This window comes from Afipia massiliensis, from assembly GCF_014203115.1.
GTDB classification, from domain to species: Bacteria; Pseudomonadota; Alphaproteobacteria; order Rhizobiales; family Xanthobacteraceae; genus Afipia; species Afipia massiliensis.
The window spans coordinates 127,009-145,231 of record NZ_JACHIJ010000001.1; the positions used below are offsets into that span (position 1 = coordinate 127,009).

Below are 18,223 nucleotides of genomic sequence, written 5' to 3' on the forward strand. Positions count from 1 at the left end.
CCGCGTCATGACTGCGCAAACCGGCGCATTGACACGAGAGTTAATGTTCACTCATAGCGGCCGCAAATCCAGCCGCCCGCAGCGCCGAAAGTCAGGTTTCGTCGCTCTTTTCCGGCTCCACAGCAGGCGCCAGGGCCAATTCGAGATCGCCCGGCTCCAGCGGCTCCTCGTCCTCGCGCAGCGCCGGATCGTCGGATGGCGATGGAACAGCGAAGCCGCCCGGCAACCGCGTATCCAGCAGGCCCGCGCCCTTCAACTCGTCGAGACCGGGCAGATCGCCCAGCGCTTCGAGGCTGAACTGCGAGAGGAAGGCTTCGGTGGTGCCGAAGGTCAGCGGCCGGCCCGGCGTCTTGCGACGGCCGCGCGGACGGATCCAGCCGGTTTCCAGCAGCACGTCCAGCGTGCCCTTCGACGTGACCACACCGCGGATTTCCTCGATCTCGGCGCGCGTCACCGGCTGGTGATAGGCGATAATCGCCAGCATCTCGATCGCGGCACGCGACAGGCGGCGCGTCTCGATGCTTTCACGGGTCATCAGCCAGGCGAGATCGCCGGCGGTCCGGAAGGTCCACTTGCTGGCGACACGAACCAGATTGACGCCGCGCATGGCGTAATCGGCCTGCAACTGCGCCAGCGCGGCTTTCACATCCACGCCTTCGGGCATGCGCTTGGCGAGCGACGGCTCATCGAGCGGCTCGGTCGAAGCAAACAGCAAGGCTTCGAGCAGGCGCAGTTCCTCGGGACGAGCGACGGTATCGTTTGAAGATTCTTGCAAAGATTCTTGCGAAGACTCCAGCACGGAATCCTGCTCGACCGGAGCAACGTGCTGCGCCGCCACACTCGTTCTCGCCGGACTTGGCATGGCCCTGTCTCCTTCTTCCACTTACTCGACGTCTTCCACTAATCGGCCTGCACTTCCGACGCTGCTTGAGCGCCGGGAGGCAAATGCTCGACGTGCTTACGAAAATACAAAGGTGCGAACGCTTCTTTCTGGTGCAGATCCAGCGTGCCCTCGCGCACAAGCTCAAGCGCAGCGGCGAAACTTGACGCGAACACCGTCGCCCGTTGCGTCGGATCGACGACGTAGCGCATCAGATACTCGTCGAGGTTCGCCCAGTCCTCGGACTCTGCCGAGCCAACCAGCCGTTCCAGCGACGCGCGCGCTTCGGACAGCGACCAAACGGTCCGCTTGGTCAGATGCACGGTCGCCAACACACGCTGCTGACGCTGCGTAGCGTAGGAGGTCAGAAGATCGTACAACGTCGCGGTCCAGCGGGCGTGCTTGACCTGCGCAATCTGTTCCGGCTGACCGCGCGGGAAAATATCGCGGCGCAACTGCGGCCGGGTCATCAGGCGGTTCGATGCCTCGCGAATTTGCTCCAACCTGCGCAGCCTGTTGGCCAGCGCGGTCGCGAGGTCCTCGGCGCTCGGTCCTTCAGCCTCGGGCGGCTCCGGCAGCAGCAGGCGCGACTTGAGATACGCCAGCCACGCCGCCATCACGAGATAGTCGGCGGCGAGCTCGAGCCGCAGCTTGCGCGCGGCCTCGATGAAAACGAGGTACTGGTCGGCGAGCGCCAGAATGGAAATCTTGGCGAGATCGACCTTCTGCTGACGGGCCAGCGCGAGCAACAGATCGAGCGGACCTTCGTAACCCTCGACGTCGACGACGAGCGCCGGTTCGTCGTCGGCGTTGTCCGCCGGCAAACCTGTTTCGAAGGAAAGGATTTCCGCGCTCATGAGGTCAGGCTCCCTGCCCGATCGATGAGCCGGTCGAGTTCGGCGCGCGCCGCTCCACGATCGAACGGTTGCGGGGTTCGGCGCGAGGCCAGAGCACGATCCGCGCGGGCCAAGGCCTCACCCGCGAGCATCGGCGTTTCGCCGGCAACCTGCCGCATCTCATCGAGCTTGCCGTTGCAATGCAGGACGACGTCACAGCCCGCGGCCAGGCTAGCGCGCGTGCGTTCCGCGATTGATCCCTGCAAGGCGTTCATGGACACGTCATCACTCATTAACAAACCCTGGAATCCAATGGTCCCGCGAATCACCTGTTCAATGATTGTCGCAGATGTCGTCGCAGGTTGGGCGGGGTCGAGGGCGCTAAACACAACATGTGCCGTCATGGCCATCGGCAGATCGGCAAGCGGCGCAAAGGCCGCAAAGTCGGTTTTGGCGAGTTCCGCCGCCGGGGTATCGACCGTCGGCAACTGAAAATGGCTGTCCGCTGTGGCCCTTCCGTGGCCGGGAATGTGCTTCAGGACCGGCAACACACCGCCCTGCGCCAGCCCATTGGTCACCGCGCGGGCAATCGCGGCCACCTGACCGGGGGTCGTGCCGTAGGCCCGGTTGCCGATCACCGAGTCCGCTCCGGGAACCGGGACGTCCGCCAGCGGCAGGCAGTCCACAGTGATCCCGAGATCGGCCAGATCGGCGGCAATCAGCCGTGACGACAGACGGGCGGCCTCAAGCCCGGCTTCGCGGTCGATCTCGTACAGCGCACTGAAGACCGCGCCGGGCGGATAGGAAGGCCATTGGGGCGGCTGGAGCCGCTGGACCCGGCCGCCTTCCTGATCGATCAGGACCGGCGCCTCGGGCAGGTCGACGGCGGAGCGAATTTCCTCAACCAGTCGAATGACTTGGTCAGGAGTCTCGATATTGCGCTTGAAAAGGATAAAGCCCCACGGCCGCTGGTCGCGCAGAAATGCGCGCTCCTCGTCGGTCAGAGCGGTTCCGGAAACACCGGTAATGAATGCGCGCGCGGCCATAAGTCGGCGATTAGCCCGCGCGTGGCGCCAGGGTCAAGGAAACCCGGCGAATTCGCACGTGATTGTGGGGGTCATCCACAATCGCAACCGATCTCAAAGGTTTGGCGGTACCGCCTAGTTCAAATTACTAGCGCCGCTGGACCACGCACTGCCCGCCAGCTGATTTGAGGTTCACACAGAACTGCGTGGCCTCGTCGTTGGTCCCGAACGGACCGACCATCGCGCGATAGAACGTGCCCTTGCCTGCGATGTCGGCCTTGTGGATCGACGCCGTCCGCGAGCCAAGGATCGCGCCATACTTGCCCTGAATGGACTTGAACGAAGCCTTCGCGTCCGCCTCAGACTTCTGCGAGGAGACCTGCACATAGGCGCCCCCGCCCGTAACCGCCGCAGGATTGATTGCGGCGACCTTGGCCCGTGGCTCGGAAGGCGCGGCCGGCTGTGCCTGCGGCGAAATCGAGACCGGGGCATTGGCCTGCGGTACCCCCGTCGAAGCAGTGCTGGCCGGAGCCGCAGCGCGTTGCGGTGCTGGAGCCTGCGCCCGTGCTGACGCTGCCGATCCGGCAGCCGCTGCATCCGGCTGGTCCGGGCGAATGCTCAGGGTACGGATTTTCCGCGGTTCTTCGCCGCCGCTCAACGTGCCGTTGCCAACGCCCGCACCTGTGGGCCGGACGTTGGTCGATGCGCTGGCGACTGACGGCGGGTTCGCGTTCTGGGTCAGCGGCGGAAACACCACGCGCGGACCGGTCCTGGCGTTGACGTCGACAGGCTGTTCCTCGCGGGACACCACGCGCTCGGCCGACTTGTCGCCGACGCGGTCGTAGATCTGTTTGCCTGAACTATCGATTCCGCCGGGCGGGATGATCTTGTTCGGCCCGGCGTCCGCCTTGATAACAGGAGGTTCGCCGCTGCGCGGCGAGCCGACAAAGGTCCGGTAAGCGAATGCGGCACCGGTGCCGACAACCGCAAGCAGGAGAACGACGACAACCGTCATCGTCCCGCCGCGACGCGGCTTCGGCTCCTGTTCGTAATTCTCTTCAAATGGCGGACGGTCATAGGCCCCATCGCCATAATGCCCGTCCTGCGCAAACTGATCGCGGCCGGGATCATGATCCGGCCGGCCATAGAGGACGTCATCGTAACGATCGCCACCGGCTGCCTGATGGCCGCGCGCCTGCAGTGGCAGCACTGGATCGTAGCCGGAATGATCGAACTGCGGAGCTTGGCCGCCATAGGCCGGATCGGTCTGTGGGCGCGCATAGCGCGGATCGTAGTGCTCCTCTTGGGGAGCAGCGTACGGTTCCTCGTCGCGATAGGCCGGCTCCTGCCGATAGGCCGGCTCCTGCGGGGCATGCCGGGACGCAGTCAGGTTTTGCATCCACGACGGACGGCTCGCAGGAACTTCCTCGGCGGCGGGCTCGTAGGCGTCGTCGTACTGGTCGTGCTGAGCAGGCTGTGTCGGCTGCTGCGCCTGCCTTTGCGGATCGCCGGCAAAGCTCGAAAGCGGATCGGTCTGCCCGATCAGGCGAGCCAGTTCGGCCAACGGATCACTCGCGCCTTGCTGTGGGGCAATACGAGATTGATCCCGGGCGTAGTCGTCATCCGCCGGAAACGGTCTGTCGCGATATTGATCCGCCATTGCGATGTTGCATCCCCTTCGGGAAAGCGTCGCCCCCGTCATTCAAACGGAGCGGCCGCTATTCACACTGCCGCCACCCGTTCCCCGCGGCGGTCAAATCCCCAACTATCGCATCTCGTCTGGAGCATGAACGCCGAGTACGGCGAGGCCTGAAGCCAGAACCGAGACGACGCCCTGAACCAAGGCCAGTCGCGCGATTGTTATCTCTGCATCATTCTGGATAATGAAGCGTAAATAGGGCAAATCGCGACCCTTGGTCCAGAGCGCATGAAATTCGCTCGCGAGATCATACAGGTAAAACGCGATTCGGTGTGGCTCGTGTGCGAGCGCCGCCGCTTCCACGATCCGCGGGTACAGAGCGATCTGCCGGATCAGGCTCAGCTCAACCGGGTCGCTCAGTCGATCGATCTTCGCACCGCGCAGGAAGGCGACGCGCGACGACGCATCCTCGGGCAATGATGGAACCGTCTCGCGCGCATTCTTGAAAATCGAATGTCCGCGTGCGTGTCCGTACTGCACGTAGAACACTGCATTGTCCTTCGATTGCTCGATCACTTTGGCGAGATCGAAGTCGAGCACCGCATCGTTCTTGCGGAACAGCATCATGAAGCGCACGGCGTCGGAACCGACTTCGTCCACCACCTCGCGCAGCGTGACGAAATCGCCGGAACGCTTCGACATCTTCACCGGTTCGCCGTTGCGCAGCAGCTTGACGAGCTGCACGATCTTCACGTCGAGAGCGGCCTTCCCGCCGGTCACGGCCTTGATCGCCGCCTGCACACGCTTGATGTAGCCGCCGTGATCCGCGCCCCACACATCGACCATGTTGAGGAAGCCGCGATCGACCTTGGTCTTGTGATAGGCGATGTCGGACGCAAAGTAGGTGTACGAGCCATCCGACTTTTTCAGCGGACGATCTACGTCGTCGCCGAACGCGGTGGCGCGGAACAGAGTCTGTTCGCGATCTTCGTAATCCTCGACCGGTGCGCCTTTCGGCGGCGGCAGACGTCCCTCGTAGACGTCGCCCTTGGCACGCAGTCCGGCGATGGTGGCGCCGACGCGATCATTGCCATTCTCGTTGAGCGAGCGTTCGGAGAAGAACACATCGTGCCGGATGTTGAGCGCCGCGAGATCGCCCTTGATCATATCCATCATCATGGCGATGGCTTTTGCGCGCACGAGCGGCAACCACTCTGCCTCTGATTGCTTCAGCAGCTTGTCGCCATGTTCGGCGGCCAGCGCCTTGCCGACCGGCACAAGATAATCGCCAGGATAAAGGCCCTCGGGAATGTCGCCGATGGCTTCGCCGAGCGCCTCGCGATAGCGCAGGAAGGCGGAACGCGCGAGCACATCGACCTGTGCGCCAGCGTCGTTGATGTAATATTCCTTGGCAACGTCATAGCCCGCGAACGACAGCAGGCTCGCCAGAGCGTCGCCGAACACCGCGCCACGGCAATGACCGACATGCATCGGCCCCGTCGGATTGGCGGAGACGTATTCGACGTTGACCTTCTCAGCCGCGCCGATCGCGCTGCGGCCATAGCCGCTACCCTGCTCCAGCACCGTCCGCAACGCACCGAACCATGCGGTCGTCTTCAAGGTCAGATTGATAAAGCCGGGACCGGCGACATCGACGCTTTCAACGATCGGATCGGCGCGGAGTTTTTCCGCGATCTTGTCGGCAAGCTCGCGTGGCTTCGCCTTGGCATCCTTGGCCAGAACCATCGCCGCGTTGGTCGCCATGTCGCCGTGGGTGGCGTCGCGCGGCGGCTCCACCACCACGCGCGTAAGATCAATGCCCGCAGGCAGGACGCCCTCGCTGCCAAGCGCCGCGCATACGGCATGCACGCGCGAAAGCACATCGGCGAACAGATGCTGGGGCTGGCTGGGCGAAGTCATTGGAGAATGTCCTGGCAAGTGCACGAAATTGGCATATTCAGGCCGCCGCCTAACGTAAATCCGGGGTCGAGTCAAAAAGCCGCTGGTGCTCGATAATGGCGTATCTGTCGGTCATTCCGGCAATGAAATCGCCGATCCGGCGTGCCCGGCCGGCCTCGTCCTCCTCGCCGTGATGCGGCAGCCATTCGGCGGGCAGATCGCCCGGTTCGGCCTGATAACGTGCGAACAGATCGCGGACCACGGCCTCAGCATCCCGCATCACGCTCATCACCCGTTCGTGGCGATACATTCGCGTTTTGAGAAAGGCCTTGATCGTCGCTTCGGTTTTCTCGGCCTCAGTCGAGAAACTGACGAGCGTGGCGTCATGATTGCGTACATCGATCACGCTGCCGGGGTGCAGCGCTGTGAGCCGCTTGCGCGTTTCCGAGAACACATCCTCGATCAGATAGGAGATCAGTTCGCGCACGAGTTCCGCGCCGCGGCGGGTTTCATCGAGGACGGGATAGCGCGCCGTGATGACGGCGTTGATGTCGGCGATCAGCGGAATGGCTCCAAGATCATCGACGGTGAACAGCCCTGCCCGCAATCCGTCATCGATGTCGTGCGCATCATAGGCGATGTCATCCGCGACGGCGGCAACCTGCGCTTCCAGCGAGGCGTAGCTCCACAGTTCGAGATCGTGATAAGCGACGTATTCCGAGATTCCGACCGGAACGCCATGATCGCGGTAGCGGCCGACGGGCTCGCCGTTGCGATCGATCAACGGACCGTTGTGCTTGACGATGCCCTCAAGCGATTCCCACGTCAGATTGAGACCGTCGAATTGCGGATAGCGACGTTCCAGCAGTGTTACCACGCGCAGGCTCTGGGCGTTGTGATCGAAACCGCCGTGGCCCCGCAGGCATTCGTCGAGGGCACGCTCCCCGGCATGACCGAACGGCGGATGGCCAAGGTCATGGGCCAGCGCCAGCGTTTCCGTGAGATCCTCGTCGAGCCCGAGCTGCCGCGCCAGCGCACGGGCGATCTGCGCCACCTCCAGCGTATGGGTCAGGCGGGTCCGGTAATGATCGCCTTCGTGGAACACGAAAACCTGGGTTTTGTGCTTCAGGCGGCGGAAGGCGTTGGAATGGATGACCCGGTCACAGTCGCGGCGGAAGTCGCTGCGGCGCAAGCTGGGCGGCTCATTGAAGCGCCTGCCGCGGCTTTGACCGGGATCGCAGCCATAGACCACGGGAGGGGCAGCCATTCCGACCGACATACGAATTATTCTACTTTCGATGTTTGATTCTGGCGTCCAGCGCACTTAACTATGACACACGGGGACATTCAAATACCCCGATTTCGGAGACTCTTGATGACCGCCGTAGCGACCGAAACCGCCGCCAACGTTACGATTTCCGAGCGGGCTGCGAAGCGAATCGGCACGATCCTCAAATCCGAGGGTGAAGGCGCGATGCTGCGCATCAGCGTCGAAGGCGGCGGCTGCTCGGGTTTCCAGTACAAATTCGATGTCGAGCGCGCCAAGGCCGACGACGACCTGGTGATCGAGCGCGACAGCGCCGTGGTGCTGGTGGACCCGGCGTCCGTGCCGTTCCTGGCCGGATCGGAAGTCGACTTTGTCGATGATCTGATCGGCGCGTCGTTCCGTGTGGTCAATCCGAACGCCACCGCATCCTGCGGCTGCGGGACCAGCTTCTCGATCTAAGCCCCACGAACGTTCGGCTTATTTGGCCGCGAACAGCCGCTTCGCGTTGCCATGCGCGATTTGTTTGGCGACTGCGGGCGGCAATTGCTTCAGCCAGCCGCGATACTCGGCCATGATCGCGCCGTAGCTCGACCAGCGCTCGCTGATCCACGTATCCGATCCGAGCAGAAAGCGATCCGGATACTTCTCGAACATCGCGCGCCATTCCGGTGTCAGTTCGCCGCCCGCGCCCGTGATCCCGCCCCGATACGACAGTTCACCCCAAAGCTGCGGATAGGTCGCCAGCATCGAGGCGACACGGCTCGGCGCGAGACTGAAGCCGGTATGCGCCCAGATGATCTTCGCGCGCCCGTTGTGGCGCATCAGGATTTCGACGGCCTCATCGTCGGCGTGAGCGTGAAGGTAGAGATCGTTGGCGACCGCGAAGTCCACGGCCTTCTTGACCCACTCGGTGGCCGCGGCCTTTCCCGAGAGATGAAACTCGCCAATGCCGCGGTAGTAGCCGCGCTTGAACTCGTCCTGCACCAGATCGAAGATCGTCGGATCGTTGAACCAGGTCTGGATGTCGGGACGGACCCGGTACGGCCGGATGAACGGCACCACCCAAAGCCCGTCAGCCTTTGCATCCATCAGCGCGTGGGTCCCGGTGTTGGGACGACTGGTCGCCAGAATGCCGGTGACGCGGTGCTTCTTGAACAGCGCGAGCACCTCCTCGACCTGATAATACGGATTCGGCTCCCAGTTGTAGTGGAGGTGCGCGTCGAATATCTCGATCGGCTCCTCGGCCGCGCGAACGGGCGTGACCGCAAGCAATATGACGGCAGCGATTGCGAAGCGCCACCATGAACTCGCTCGCATGATGCGCATCGGGATTCTACTCGGCCGCCGCAACGCGCGGAGGCTGAACATCCGCGGTTTCCTGCAAGGTCGGATCGAGACGCTGCTTCAGGCGGCGGTCGATACGATCGAGATAGATGTAGACCACCGGCGTGATGTACAGCGTCAGCAACTGCGACACCAAAAGGCCGCCGACGACCGCCAAACCAAGAGGCTGCCGCAGCTCGGCGCCAGCGCCTGCTCCCAGCGCGATGGGCAGCGTGCCGAAGATCGCAGCGAAAGTCGTCATCATGATCGGCCGGAAGCGCAACAGCGCCGCCTCGCGAATGGCATGCTCGGCGCTCAGGCCGACCGAACGCCGCTCGATGGCGAAGTCGACCATCATGATGGCGTTCTTCTTGACGATGCCGACCAGCATGACGATGCCGATCATCGCGATAACCGACAGTTCCATGTTGAACAGCATCAGCGTCAGGATCGCGCCGATGCCCGCCGACGGCAGGCCGGAGATGATCGTGATCGGGTGGATGAAGCTCTCGTAGAGAATGCCCAGGATCACGAACGCGGCGAACACAGCGGCGAGGATCAGCACGCCCTGCCCGCGCAACGAATCCTGGAACACCTGCGCCGTTCCCGAGAAGCCGGTCGTGACGGTCGCCGGAAGGTTCGATTCCTGTTCGATCTGGGTGATCTTGTCGACCGCGTGACCGAGCGACGTCCCCTGTTGAAGGTTGAACGAGATCGTCACCGCCGGCTGCTGTCCCTGATGATTGATCTGCAGCGGACCGACCGTCGGCACCATCTTCGCCACCGCCTCGAGCGGGATCGTCTGGTTGTTCGCCGTCTTCACATAGAGCTTGGACAGATCGGTCGGATCGATACGGAACTTCGGCTGCACCTCGAGAATGATCTGATAGTCATTCGAAGGCATGTAGATGGTGCCCACCTGCCGCGCGCCGTAAGCGTTGAACAACTGGTTGCGGATCTGGTCGGCAGTGACGCCGTAGACTGCGGCCTTCTCGCGGTCGATCTCGACCGTGAGCTGCGGGTTCTTGATGTAGAGATCGGTGGTGACGTCAAGCAGCCCGGGCACCTTGGCGATCCGGTCGCGCATTTCCGGCGCGACGCGGTAGAGCGATTCCGTATCGCCGCTCTGCAGCGTGTACTGATACTGGCTCTTCGACGCACGTCCGCCGATGTTGAGGTTCTGGATGCTCTGGAAGAACGCCTGCAACCCCGGCACCTGCAACGCCGTCTGCCGGAAGCGGGCAACGACAACCTGCACGGAGGCGCGCTCGTCCTTCGGCTTCAACCCAATGAAAAGCCGGCCATAGTTCGCAGTCGCATTGGGACCGCCTGAACCGACCGTGCTGTTGACGAACTCAACCGCCGGATCGGCCCTCAGCGCATCAGCCAGCAACTTCTGCCGCTCGCTCATCGCCTGGAACGAGGTGTCGGTCGCAGCTTCCGTCACACCGACAAGAAAGCCGGTGTCCTCCTGCGGAAAGAAACCCTTCGGAACGATGATGTACAGCCAGACGGTTGCGCCAAGCGTCGCCAGCGTGACCACCAGCATCACGGACTTGTAGGCCAGGACGCGATCGAGCGACCACTCGTAGGCGCGAAGCCACGAGTTGAACATCACTTCAAACCAGCGCAGGACGAAGTTAGGGCGATGATGCGGATCGTGCGCCTTCAGCACGCGCGCACAGAGCATGGGCGTCAAGGTCAGCGAGACGAACCCCGACACGAGGATCGCCACCGAAATCGTGACAGCGAATTCTCGGAACACGCGTCCCACGATGCCGCCCATCAGCAGCACCGGAATGAAGACCGCGATCAGCGAGAACGTGATCGACAAGATCGTGAAGCCGATCTCGCGGGCGCCCTTCAAGGCGGCCTCATAGGGCTTCATGCCCTGCTCGATATATCGCACGATGTTTTCGAGCATGACGATGGCGTCGTCAACGACAAACCCCACCGACAGGGTCAGCGCCAGCAGCGTCATGTTGTTGATGGAGTAATCCAGCGTGTACATCACGGCGCAGGTACCGAACAGCGAGATCGGAACCGCGAGCGCGGGAATGAACGTCGCCGAAGCGGAGCGCAGGAACAGGAAGATGACGACGATCACGAGACCGACCGCGATCAGCAGGGTCTCCTCGACATCGGCCACCGACTCCCGAACCGATACGGAGCGGTCGAACATCACGTCCATCGTCACCGACGGCGGAATCTGGGCGCGTAGCGCCGGCAGTTTTGCCTTGACCGCGTCGACGACCGCGACCGTGTTGGCATCCGGCTGCTTCTGGATCGCGAGCACAATGGCGCGGCGGCCATTGAACCAGGTCGCGACCTTGTCGTTCTCGACGCTGTCGTAGATTCTGGCGACCTCATCGAGCTTCACCGGCGAGCCGTTGCGCCATGCCACCACGACCTGCCGGTAATCGACCGCCTTGTTCAACTGGGCCGACGCCTGCAACGCAATGTCCTGCTTGGGGCCGTTGAGCGTGCCGACCGGCGTGGATGAGTTGGCGCGCGATACGGCGGTTCGAATATCCTCCAGGGAAAGTCCCCGCGCCGCGGCCGCCTCCGGGTCCGCCTGCACACGGATGGCGAACTTCTGCGCGCCATAGATCAACACCTGCGCGACACCCGGAATTTGCGACAGCGCCTGACCGACGGTGATGTCGCCGTATTCATTGACGGTCGAGAGCGGCAGCGTCTCGGAGTTCATCGAAAGGAACAGGATCGGAAACTCGGCCGGGTTCACTTTTCGGAACGTAGGCGGAATGATCATCTCGACCGGGAGGCGGCGCTGCGCCACCGTCAGTGCGGTCTGCACGTCAAGCGCGGCGCCATCGATGTTGCGGTTCAGATCGAACTGAATCGTGATCGTGGTCGCTCCCTGCGACGAACTCGAGGACATCGACGAGATACCCGCGACGGTCGAGAGCTGACGCTCGATCGGACCGGCGACGGACGCCGCCATCGTATCCGCGCTCGCGCCCGGCAACGTCGCGGTGACGGCGATGGTCGGGAAGTCGACCTTGGGAAGCGCGGACACCGGCAACAGCCGGAAGCCGAACACGCCGAACGCGATGATCGACGCTGTCATCAGCATCGTCATCACCGGTCTGCGGATACAAAGCTCCGACAGGTTCATGTGCGAGTGTCCCGTATCCGCCGTTCGCCTTATTCTGCAGCGCCTTCCGCAGCGAACGGCGGATACGGAAGGACACTCGAAGTCTATATTTCCTAGTGATCCTTTGATTCTAACATTCGCGAGAATGCCTGCTGAAATGGGACGCGAATGTTAGAATCTGATCACTAGGCTCCGGCCTTGCGGCTTCGCGGCTCGACGGCAGTGCCGTTCGTCAGCAGCAACTGGCCGTCAACGACGACACTTTCGTCGCCTTCCAGACCGCTGTCGATCACCGACATGCCTTGGACGGTACGACTGACTGTCACAGGCTGCACCATCGCCTTGCCGTCCTTGACCACGAACACGAAGTTCCCGGTCTGGCTGCGCTGGACCCCGACAGACGGGACCACAACCGCTTGCTCGGTCCGGACCGTGAGCGTCGTGTTGACCAGGATGCCCGGCCACAGAACTTCGCTTTCATTGTTCATCTTGCCGCGGACGGTCGCCATGCCGGTGGCCGGATCGACGGTGTTTTCAACCATGGCGACGATGCCGGTCTCCGACTTGCCGCTGCCGGGAATTGTTGCCGTCACCGAAGACTGTCCGGTCTTCATCGCGTCGCGCAGTTCGCTCAGCACGCGCTGGGGAATTGCGAACGTGACATAAACCGGCGCCATCTGATTGATGACCGCCAGAGGCGTCGTATCCGCAGGCCGGACGAAATTCCCGACCTTGACGGACGCGGCGCTGATGCGACCGCTGATCGGTGCTTTGATCAGGGTGTAACTTTTCTGAACCTTCAGATTGTCGAGAAGGGCCTGATTGGCCTGGATCGTCGCCGCCGCATTGTCGGACGCCGTTTTCGCGTTATCGACATTGACCTGCGTGGTCGCGCCCTTCCCGATCAGTTCGGTGTAACGCTTCAGGTCGCGCTCGGCCGCGGCGAGCTGGGTACGATCACGGGCCAGATTGCCTTCCGCCTGTGCGATCTGCGCATCGATCTGGCGCGCATCCAGCGTGAACAGGAGATCGCCCTCCTTCACGCGCGCGCCGTCCTGAAAGTGCACGTCGACGATTGTGGTCTCGATCCGCGATTTCAGCGCGACACTCGAGATCGGTGTCACAGTGCCGATGGAATCGACGTCGATGGGAACCTGCTTCTTTTCAGCTTTCGCAAGTTCAACCGAAACGGTCCGCGCACGCGGCGGCGCTTGCGCGGTTGTCGCGCTCCCGGTCCACATCGAGCGGGTCGCATAGATTGCGATTGCGGCAACGGCAATGCCGGCAATCAGCAGGGCACGTCTCTTGAAATTATCTTTAATCATATCGACTCACAGGAGCAGGCCGTCCAACTCGTGGCAGCCATCGTTCCCCCCAACCCCATAGTACTGGTTTTCCAGCGTTATTTGTATTCGACTTATCACAGCCGCTTGAAGCATGGTACGGCATACGCATTAAATATCGCCCACGTGCCTAACGGGATTAACGGAACTGACATGCGGATCGCCACCTGGAACGTTAACTCTGTCCGCCAGCGGCTGGACCATCTGCTGGCATGGCTCCAGGAGCGGTCCCCGGACATCGTCTGCCTGCAAGAAATCAAGTGCGTGGACGAAGCATTCCCGCGCGAGCCGATCGAGGCGCTCGGCTACAACGTGGTGACCCACGGCCAGAAGACATTCAACGGCGTGGCGCTGCTTTCGAAGTATCGTTTCGACGAAACCACGCCCCGGCTCGGCGGCGATCCCGAGGATCTGCACGCACGATTTCTGGAAGGCGTGGTGTCGTATCCGAACGGCTCGCTGCGGATCGCGTGCCTCTACCTGCCCAACGGAAACCCTCCGGAAACCGAGAAATATCCATACAAGATCAAATGGATGGAGCGCCTCCTTGAATATTCGAAGGAGCGCATGAAAGGCGAGCGGCCGCTGGTGCTGGCCGGCGATTTCAACGTCATTCCCGCAAACGGCGACGTCTACAATCCGGCAGCATGGGCAGGTGATGCACTGTTCCTGCCGAAGACCCGCGAGCGCTACCGCGCCCTTCTCAACCTTGGTCTGACCGACGCCATCCGCGCCGTGTCCGATCAGCCCGGCCAGTACACCTTCTGGGATTATCAGGCCGGCGCCTGGCCGAAGAACAACGGCATCCGGATCGACCACCTGCTGCTGTCACCGCAGGCCAGCGACCGGCTGCTCGATGCCGGCATCGATCGTCACGTCAGGGGATGGGAAAAAGCCTCGGATCACGTTCCGGTGTGGATCGATCTGGATCTCAACTAACCCGCGACCGCCTGGCGAATTCTGTTTGGGCTGGGTCTCAGTCCCGGCGACCCTGAACCCAGCGCTCCAGCATCTGCAAGGCCATCGCCCGGTCGTCCTCGGACGCCTTGGCGAGCGCGGTCTTGTAGCTGTCCTTGATCCAGGTCTCGTCAGGCCCGGCGCTGTCCTGCGCCAGCGTCAGCCACATCAGACCGCGGGCGGCCTGACGCTGCGCGCGATCGCCGTTGAACAGCATCTGGCCGAGCAGCGCCTGCGCCTGATGCTGGCCCTTTCGGGCGGCCAGACCGAGCCAGCGAATTCCGTACTTCGAATCCCGCGGCATGCCGACGCCGTCGAGATACATCCGCGCCAGATTGTACTGGGCTTCGGCATTGCCGAAATACGACGCGGCGTAGGAGAACATTTCCCGCGCCCGCTCCGGATCGGCCTTCACCCGCGAATTCGGAATGCCGGACACGTAATACCGTCCCAGCGCCACGAAGGCATTGGCGACGATGGCGGCCTGCGGTGCAGACGGGCTGTCTTCCGCATGGGCGTTCGCGATCTTGCTGAAATAGTCGTAGGCGCGCAGATCGTCCTGCGCCACGCCGTCGCCCTTGGCGTACATGCGGCCGAGTTTCCACTGCGCCACCGGATGGCCGCCCTCGGCGGCGTACTGCAAGGCAGTCAGCGATGGCGCCTGCGGGATATCGGCGGGAGGAACCGGCTTCTTCAGGACAGCGACGCCGCTCGGGGCGGCAACGATCGGCAGTGCGGCATCCTGATTGCCCGGCGACGTGCCTTCAAAGGCAACGGCCGGACCCGCCGCGAAAATCGCGACCGTCAGGGCGGCAACGATGCCAATGCGTTCAGATGTCCGCATAACACACTTTCTCAGCCGACCCGCCGGGGTGGGTCACGGCGCCTTTGACCGCCGGGCCGACCTGCTGGGCATATTTCCAGAGCACCCCCGAGCCGACCTTGGTTTCGCGCGGCTTCCAGGCTTTCCGGCGCTCGGCCAGTTCGGCATCCGTCAGCTTGACGCTGAGCGTGCCGTCGACCGCGTCGAGTTCGATGATGTCGCCGTCGCGGATCAGCCCGATCGGGCCGCCGACGGCAGCCTCGGGTCCAACATGGCCGACGCAGAAGCCGCGGGTGGCTCCCGAAAAACGTCCGTCTGTGATGAGAGCAACCTTGCCGCCCATGCCCTGGCCGGTGAGAGCCGCGGTGGTCTGCAGCATTTCGCGCATGCCGGGGCCACCCTTGGGGCCCTCGTAGCGGATCACGAGAACTTCGCCTTCCTTGTAGGTCTTCTTGTTTACGGATTCGAACGCGTCTTCTTCGCAATCGAAGCAACGCGCGGGTCCCGTGAACTTCAGCACCGACATTCCAGCGACTTTCACGATCGCACCATCCGGCGCGAGATTACCTTTCATGCCGACCACGCCACCGGTCACGGTGATCGGGTTATCGGCAGGACGCACCACGTCCTGATGAGGATTCCATTTCACGCTCTTGAGGTTTTCGGCGATCGTGCGCCCGGTGACCGTCATGCAGTCCCCGTGCAAGTAACCGTTGTCCAAGAGCGTCTTCATCAGAAGCGGTATTCCACCAGCCTCGAACATGTCTTTGGCGACATAACGACCGCCCGGCTTCAAATCCGCGATATACGGTGTCTTTTTGAAGATTTCGGCGACGTCGAAAAGATCGAATTCAATTCCGCACTCATGCGCCATGGCGGGCAGATGCAGCGCAGCATTGGTCGAGCCGCCCGACGCGGCGACCACAGCCGCGGCGTTTTCCAATGACTTACGGGTAACGATGTCGCGCGGACGGATGTTCAGCGCGATCAATTCCATGATCTTTTCGCCGGCCGCCATGCAGAAGGCATCGCGGATTTCGTAAGGCGCCGGTGCGCCGGCCGAGTACGGCAGGGCAAGCCCGATGGCCTCGGACACGGTCGCCATGGTGTTGGCGGTGAACTGGGCGCCGCAGGCGCCGGCCGACGGGCACGCCACCCGCTCGATTTCGTCCAGATCCTCGTCGGACATCTCGCCGACCGAATGCTTGCCGACCGCCTCGAACATATCCTGGACGGTGACCTGCTGGCCGCGGAAGTTGCCTGGCAGGATCGACCCGCCGTAGATAAAGATCGACGGCACGTTGAGGCGCAGCATGGCCATCATCATGCCGGGCAAGGACTTGTCGCAGCCCGCGAGCCCGATCAGGGCGTCATAAGCATGGCCGCGGACGGTCAATTCCACAGAATCCGCAATGGTTTCACGCGACGGAAGCGACGACCGCATGCCGTCGTGGCCCATGGCGATGCCGTCGGTCACGGTGATGGTGCAGAACTCGCGCGGGGTGCCGTGGGCGGCGGCGACGCCCTTTTTGGCGGCCTGCGCCTGGCGCATCAGGGAGATATTGCAGGGAGCGGCTTCATTCCAGCAGGACGCCACGCCCACGAACGGCTGGTGGATCTGCTCGGTGGTGAGGCCCATGGCATAGAGGTACGAGCGATGGGGCGCACGCGCCGGTCCTTCCGTCACGTGACGGCTCGGGAGTCGCGCCTTGATGTTGCTCTTCGCGTCCATCGTGAACCCTGTCCCGCGGCCACTCCGTGAGATCCAGAAAACCCCTGAAAATGGGAGGTTTTTCCAACACCTTCACAAATGCCGTGGCGTTTAGCCTACGAACAATGATCTCATGGAGGCGTGTGGCTAAATCGCGGCGCGCGCAAGCGCTTGCTGGGGCGACGGTTAAATGTTCACGAAGTGTTGTAGGCAAGCAACATCCGTTGCACCGCGGCAACGAAGCCGCGGCTACCCGCTTATGACGAAGGGCAAGACTGAAGGAAGTTGAGCGGTTACCGCCGGCCGCGGATCATGCGCCAGGCAAACAGCAGAAGGACCGCGCCGATTGCCGCTGAAATCAGCGTACGCCAGAAGCCAAACACCGGCACTTGTGCGATTTCAGCCAGCTTCGCGCCGACAAACGACCCCGCGATACCGACCAGGATGTTGGTGAAGATGCCGTGGTCGGACTCGGTCACCCGCTCCGCGATCCAGCCGGCGATGGCGCCGATCAGGAGCATGGTGAAGAAACCAACCCCCGGCTGGCTGAAAAATGCCTGTGCCTCGTTCATTGTGCAGTCCCTCGTCCCCAAATCCGATCACGTCGCGGCCCTATAGCACAGGCGAAAGGGGGACCGAATTGGAATCCCACAAACTAGAACTTTGATTTGAGCCCGCCCGTCGGCTGAAGCCGTAATGTCGCCCGGCACCGCTCGCGCGGCCATTGATGTGCCCATCAAGACATAAAGGGAATTTCGACCAGCAACAGATAGCCGTTGACCATAAGAACTGCTCCGACAAGTCCGACCATGCCGCCCATAAAGGCCAGCCACGGCAGTGTTGCGACAATCGAAACAGAAATCAGAACAATCGCGATTTGAAGGAGTGCCTCGGCGTAATCGAAATAAGGATCCTGCTTGAGAGCGTGATCCCGCTTTTGTTCGAACTCCTTGGCGCGCGCGATCAACTCCTTCTTGCCTTCACCGGTCTCCGGTTCGGATTCGTATCGTGCGACGGTTTTGCGATAGGCATCGGCTTTTGCCTTGATCGCCGCCTTGGCCTGATCGTCGAGGCCCGCCTCTTTGAGAAACGCCAGTTCGAATGCGTCAGCGGCAAGACTGATTTCGGTCTGGCGAATGTTCTTGGCTTGAAAGAACGCATAGAAATTCGATGCGTAAATATTATTGTTCGTCGCTTCCTTGCCGGCATTCGAGCCACCGAGGCTGGTGATCGCAAGCAGCATCGCGAGAATCGCAATCCCGACGGCCGCCCTCTGCTTGAAGGTGTCGCTCTGCTTGTCCTGATCCATCATTTCGGCAGCATCTTCAGCCTGCATCACATGTTCCCCGGTTTGAAGCAGCAGCTAGCGCCCGTGAAAACGGCGCAGATGTGACGATGATTG

Annotated in this window: 15 protein-coding genes; 2 read left to right on the forward strand and 13 right to left on the reverse strand. The window is 62.3% G+C overall.

From position 1 onward, the window contains the following. Window positions 1–91: 91 nt before the first annotated feature. From scpB to HNQ36_RS00605, 6 genes are all read right to left on the reverse strand, one after another. Window positions 92–862, reverse strand: a complete 771-nt coding sequence (scpB, locus tag HNQ36_RS00580) for an SMC-Scp complex subunit ScpB (protein WP_184082041.1) — start codon at window positions 860–862, stop codon at window positions 92–94. Window positions 863–900: 38 nt separating this feature from the next. Continuing rightward, window positions 901–1,737, reverse strand: coding sequence for a segregation and condensation protein A (locus tag HNQ36_RS00585; RefSeq protein WP_184082042.1), 837 nt, complete (start codon window positions 1,735–1,737; stop codon window positions 901–903). Then, entirely contained in the window at window positions 1,734–2,762 is a 1,029-nt protein-coding gene (gene nagZ / locus HNQ36_RS00590) for a beta-N-acetylhexosaminidase (protein WP_184082043.1), read from the reverse strand. The genes HNQ36_RS00585 and nagZ overlap by 4 nt, the downstream gene beginning before the upstream one ends. A 127-nt stretch (window positions 2,763–2,889) precedes the next feature. Then, the gene (locus HNQ36_RS00595; protein WP_184082044.1) at window positions 2,890–4,401 is read right to left on the reverse strand and encodes an SPOR domain-containing protein; all 1,512 of its coding nucleotides are present in this window, start codon (window positions 4,399–4,401) and stop codon (window positions 2,890–2,892) included. Between the two features lie 105 nt (window positions 4,402–4,506). Continuing rightward, window positions 4,507–6,300 (reverse strand): arginine--tRNA ligase, encoded by a 1,794-nt coding sequence (gene argS, locus HNQ36_RS00600; RefSeq protein WP_184082045.1) that lies wholly within the window; start codon window positions 6,298–6,300, stop codon window positions 4,507–4,509. Between the two features lie 49 nt (window positions 6,301–6,349). Continuing rightward, window positions 6,350–7,558 carry a deoxyguanosinetriphosphate triphosphohydrolase gene (locus HNQ36_RS00605; RefSeq protein ID WP_184082046.1) on the reverse strand — a complete coding sequence of 403 codons (1,209 nt, stop codon included), beginning with the start codon at window positions 7,556–7,558 and terminating at the stop codon, window positions 6,350–6,352. 96 nt (window positions 7,559–7,654) lie between these two features. Here HNQ36_RS00605 and erpA point away from each other — a divergent pair, with 96 nt between their 5' ends. After that, window positions 7,655–8,005 carry an iron-sulfur cluster insertion protein ErpA gene (erpA, locus tag HNQ36_RS00610; protein WP_046829909.1) on the forward strand — a complete coding sequence of 117 codons (351 nt, stop codon included), beginning with the start codon at window positions 7,655–7,657 and terminating at the stop codon, window positions 8,003–8,005. An 18-nt stretch (window positions 8,006–8,023) separates the two neighbouring features. Here erpA and HNQ36_RS00615 read toward each other — a convergent pair whose 3' ends face one another. The 3 genes from HNQ36_RS00615 to HNQ36_RS00625 form a co-directional block, all read right to left on the reverse strand. After that, window positions 8,024–8,872: an amidohydrolase family protein gene (locus HNQ36_RS00615; RefSeq protein WP_184082047.1), complete on the reverse strand. Its 849-nt coding sequence runs from the start codon at window positions 8,870–8,872 to the stop codon at window positions 8,024–8,026. A 7-nt stretch (window positions 8,873–8,879) separates the two neighbouring features. Continuing rightward, entirely contained in the window at window positions 8,880–12,008 is a 3,129-nt protein-coding gene (locus tag HNQ36_RS00620; protein WP_184082048.1) for an efflux RND transporter permease subunit, read from the reverse strand. Between the two features lie 164 nt (window positions 12,009–12,172). Further along, window positions 12,173–13,312, reverse strand: a complete 1,140-nt coding sequence (locus HNQ36_RS00625) for an efflux RND transporter periplasmic adaptor subunit (RefSeq protein WP_184082049.1) — start codon at window positions 13,310–13,312, stop codon at window positions 12,173–12,175. A gap of 171 nt (window positions 13,313–13,483) precedes the next feature. Between HNQ36_RS00625 and xth the strand changes: the two genes are divergently transcribed. Next, on the forward strand, window positions 13,484–14,269 hold the full coding sequence (gene xth / locus HNQ36_RS00630) for an exodeoxyribonuclease III (protein WP_184082744.1): 786 nt from the start codon (window positions 13,484–13,486) through the stop codon (window positions 14,267–14,269). Window positions 14,270–14,306: 37 nt separating this feature from the next. Here the strand turns inward: xth and HNQ36_RS00635 are convergent, their stop codons facing one another. The 4 genes from HNQ36_RS00635 to HNQ36_RS00650 all read right to left on the reverse strand — a co-directional run bounded on the left by HNQ36_RS00635 (window position 14,307) and on the right by HNQ36_RS00650 (window position 18,157). Beyond that, entirely contained in the window at window positions 14,307–15,131 is an 825-nt protein-coding gene (locus tag HNQ36_RS00635; RefSeq protein ID WP_184082050.1) for a tetratricopeptide repeat protein, read from the reverse strand. Beyond that, entirely contained in the window at window positions 15,118–16,842 is a 1,725-nt protein-coding gene (ilvD, locus tag HNQ36_RS00640; RefSeq protein WP_046829915.1) for a dihydroxy-acid dehydratase, read from the reverse strand. Before ilvD ends, HNQ36_RS00635 begins: the two co-directional genes overlap by 14 nt. 272 nt (window positions 16,843–17,114) lie before the next feature. Beyond that, window positions 17,115–17,393 carry a GlsB/YeaQ/YmgE family stress response membrane protein gene (locus tag HNQ36_RS00645; RefSeq protein ID WP_184082051.1) on the reverse strand — a complete coding sequence of 93 codons (279 nt, stop codon included), beginning with the start codon at window positions 17,391–17,393 and terminating at the stop codon, window positions 17,115–17,117. Between the two features lie 164 nt (window positions 17,394–17,557). After that, window positions 17,558–18,157 (reverse strand): DUF4337 domain-containing protein, encoded by a 600-nt coding sequence (locus HNQ36_RS00650; RefSeq protein ID WP_184082052.1) that lies wholly within the window; start codon window positions 18,155–18,157, stop codon window positions 17,558–17,560. Between the last annotated feature and the right edge of the window lie 66 nt (window positions 18,158–18,223).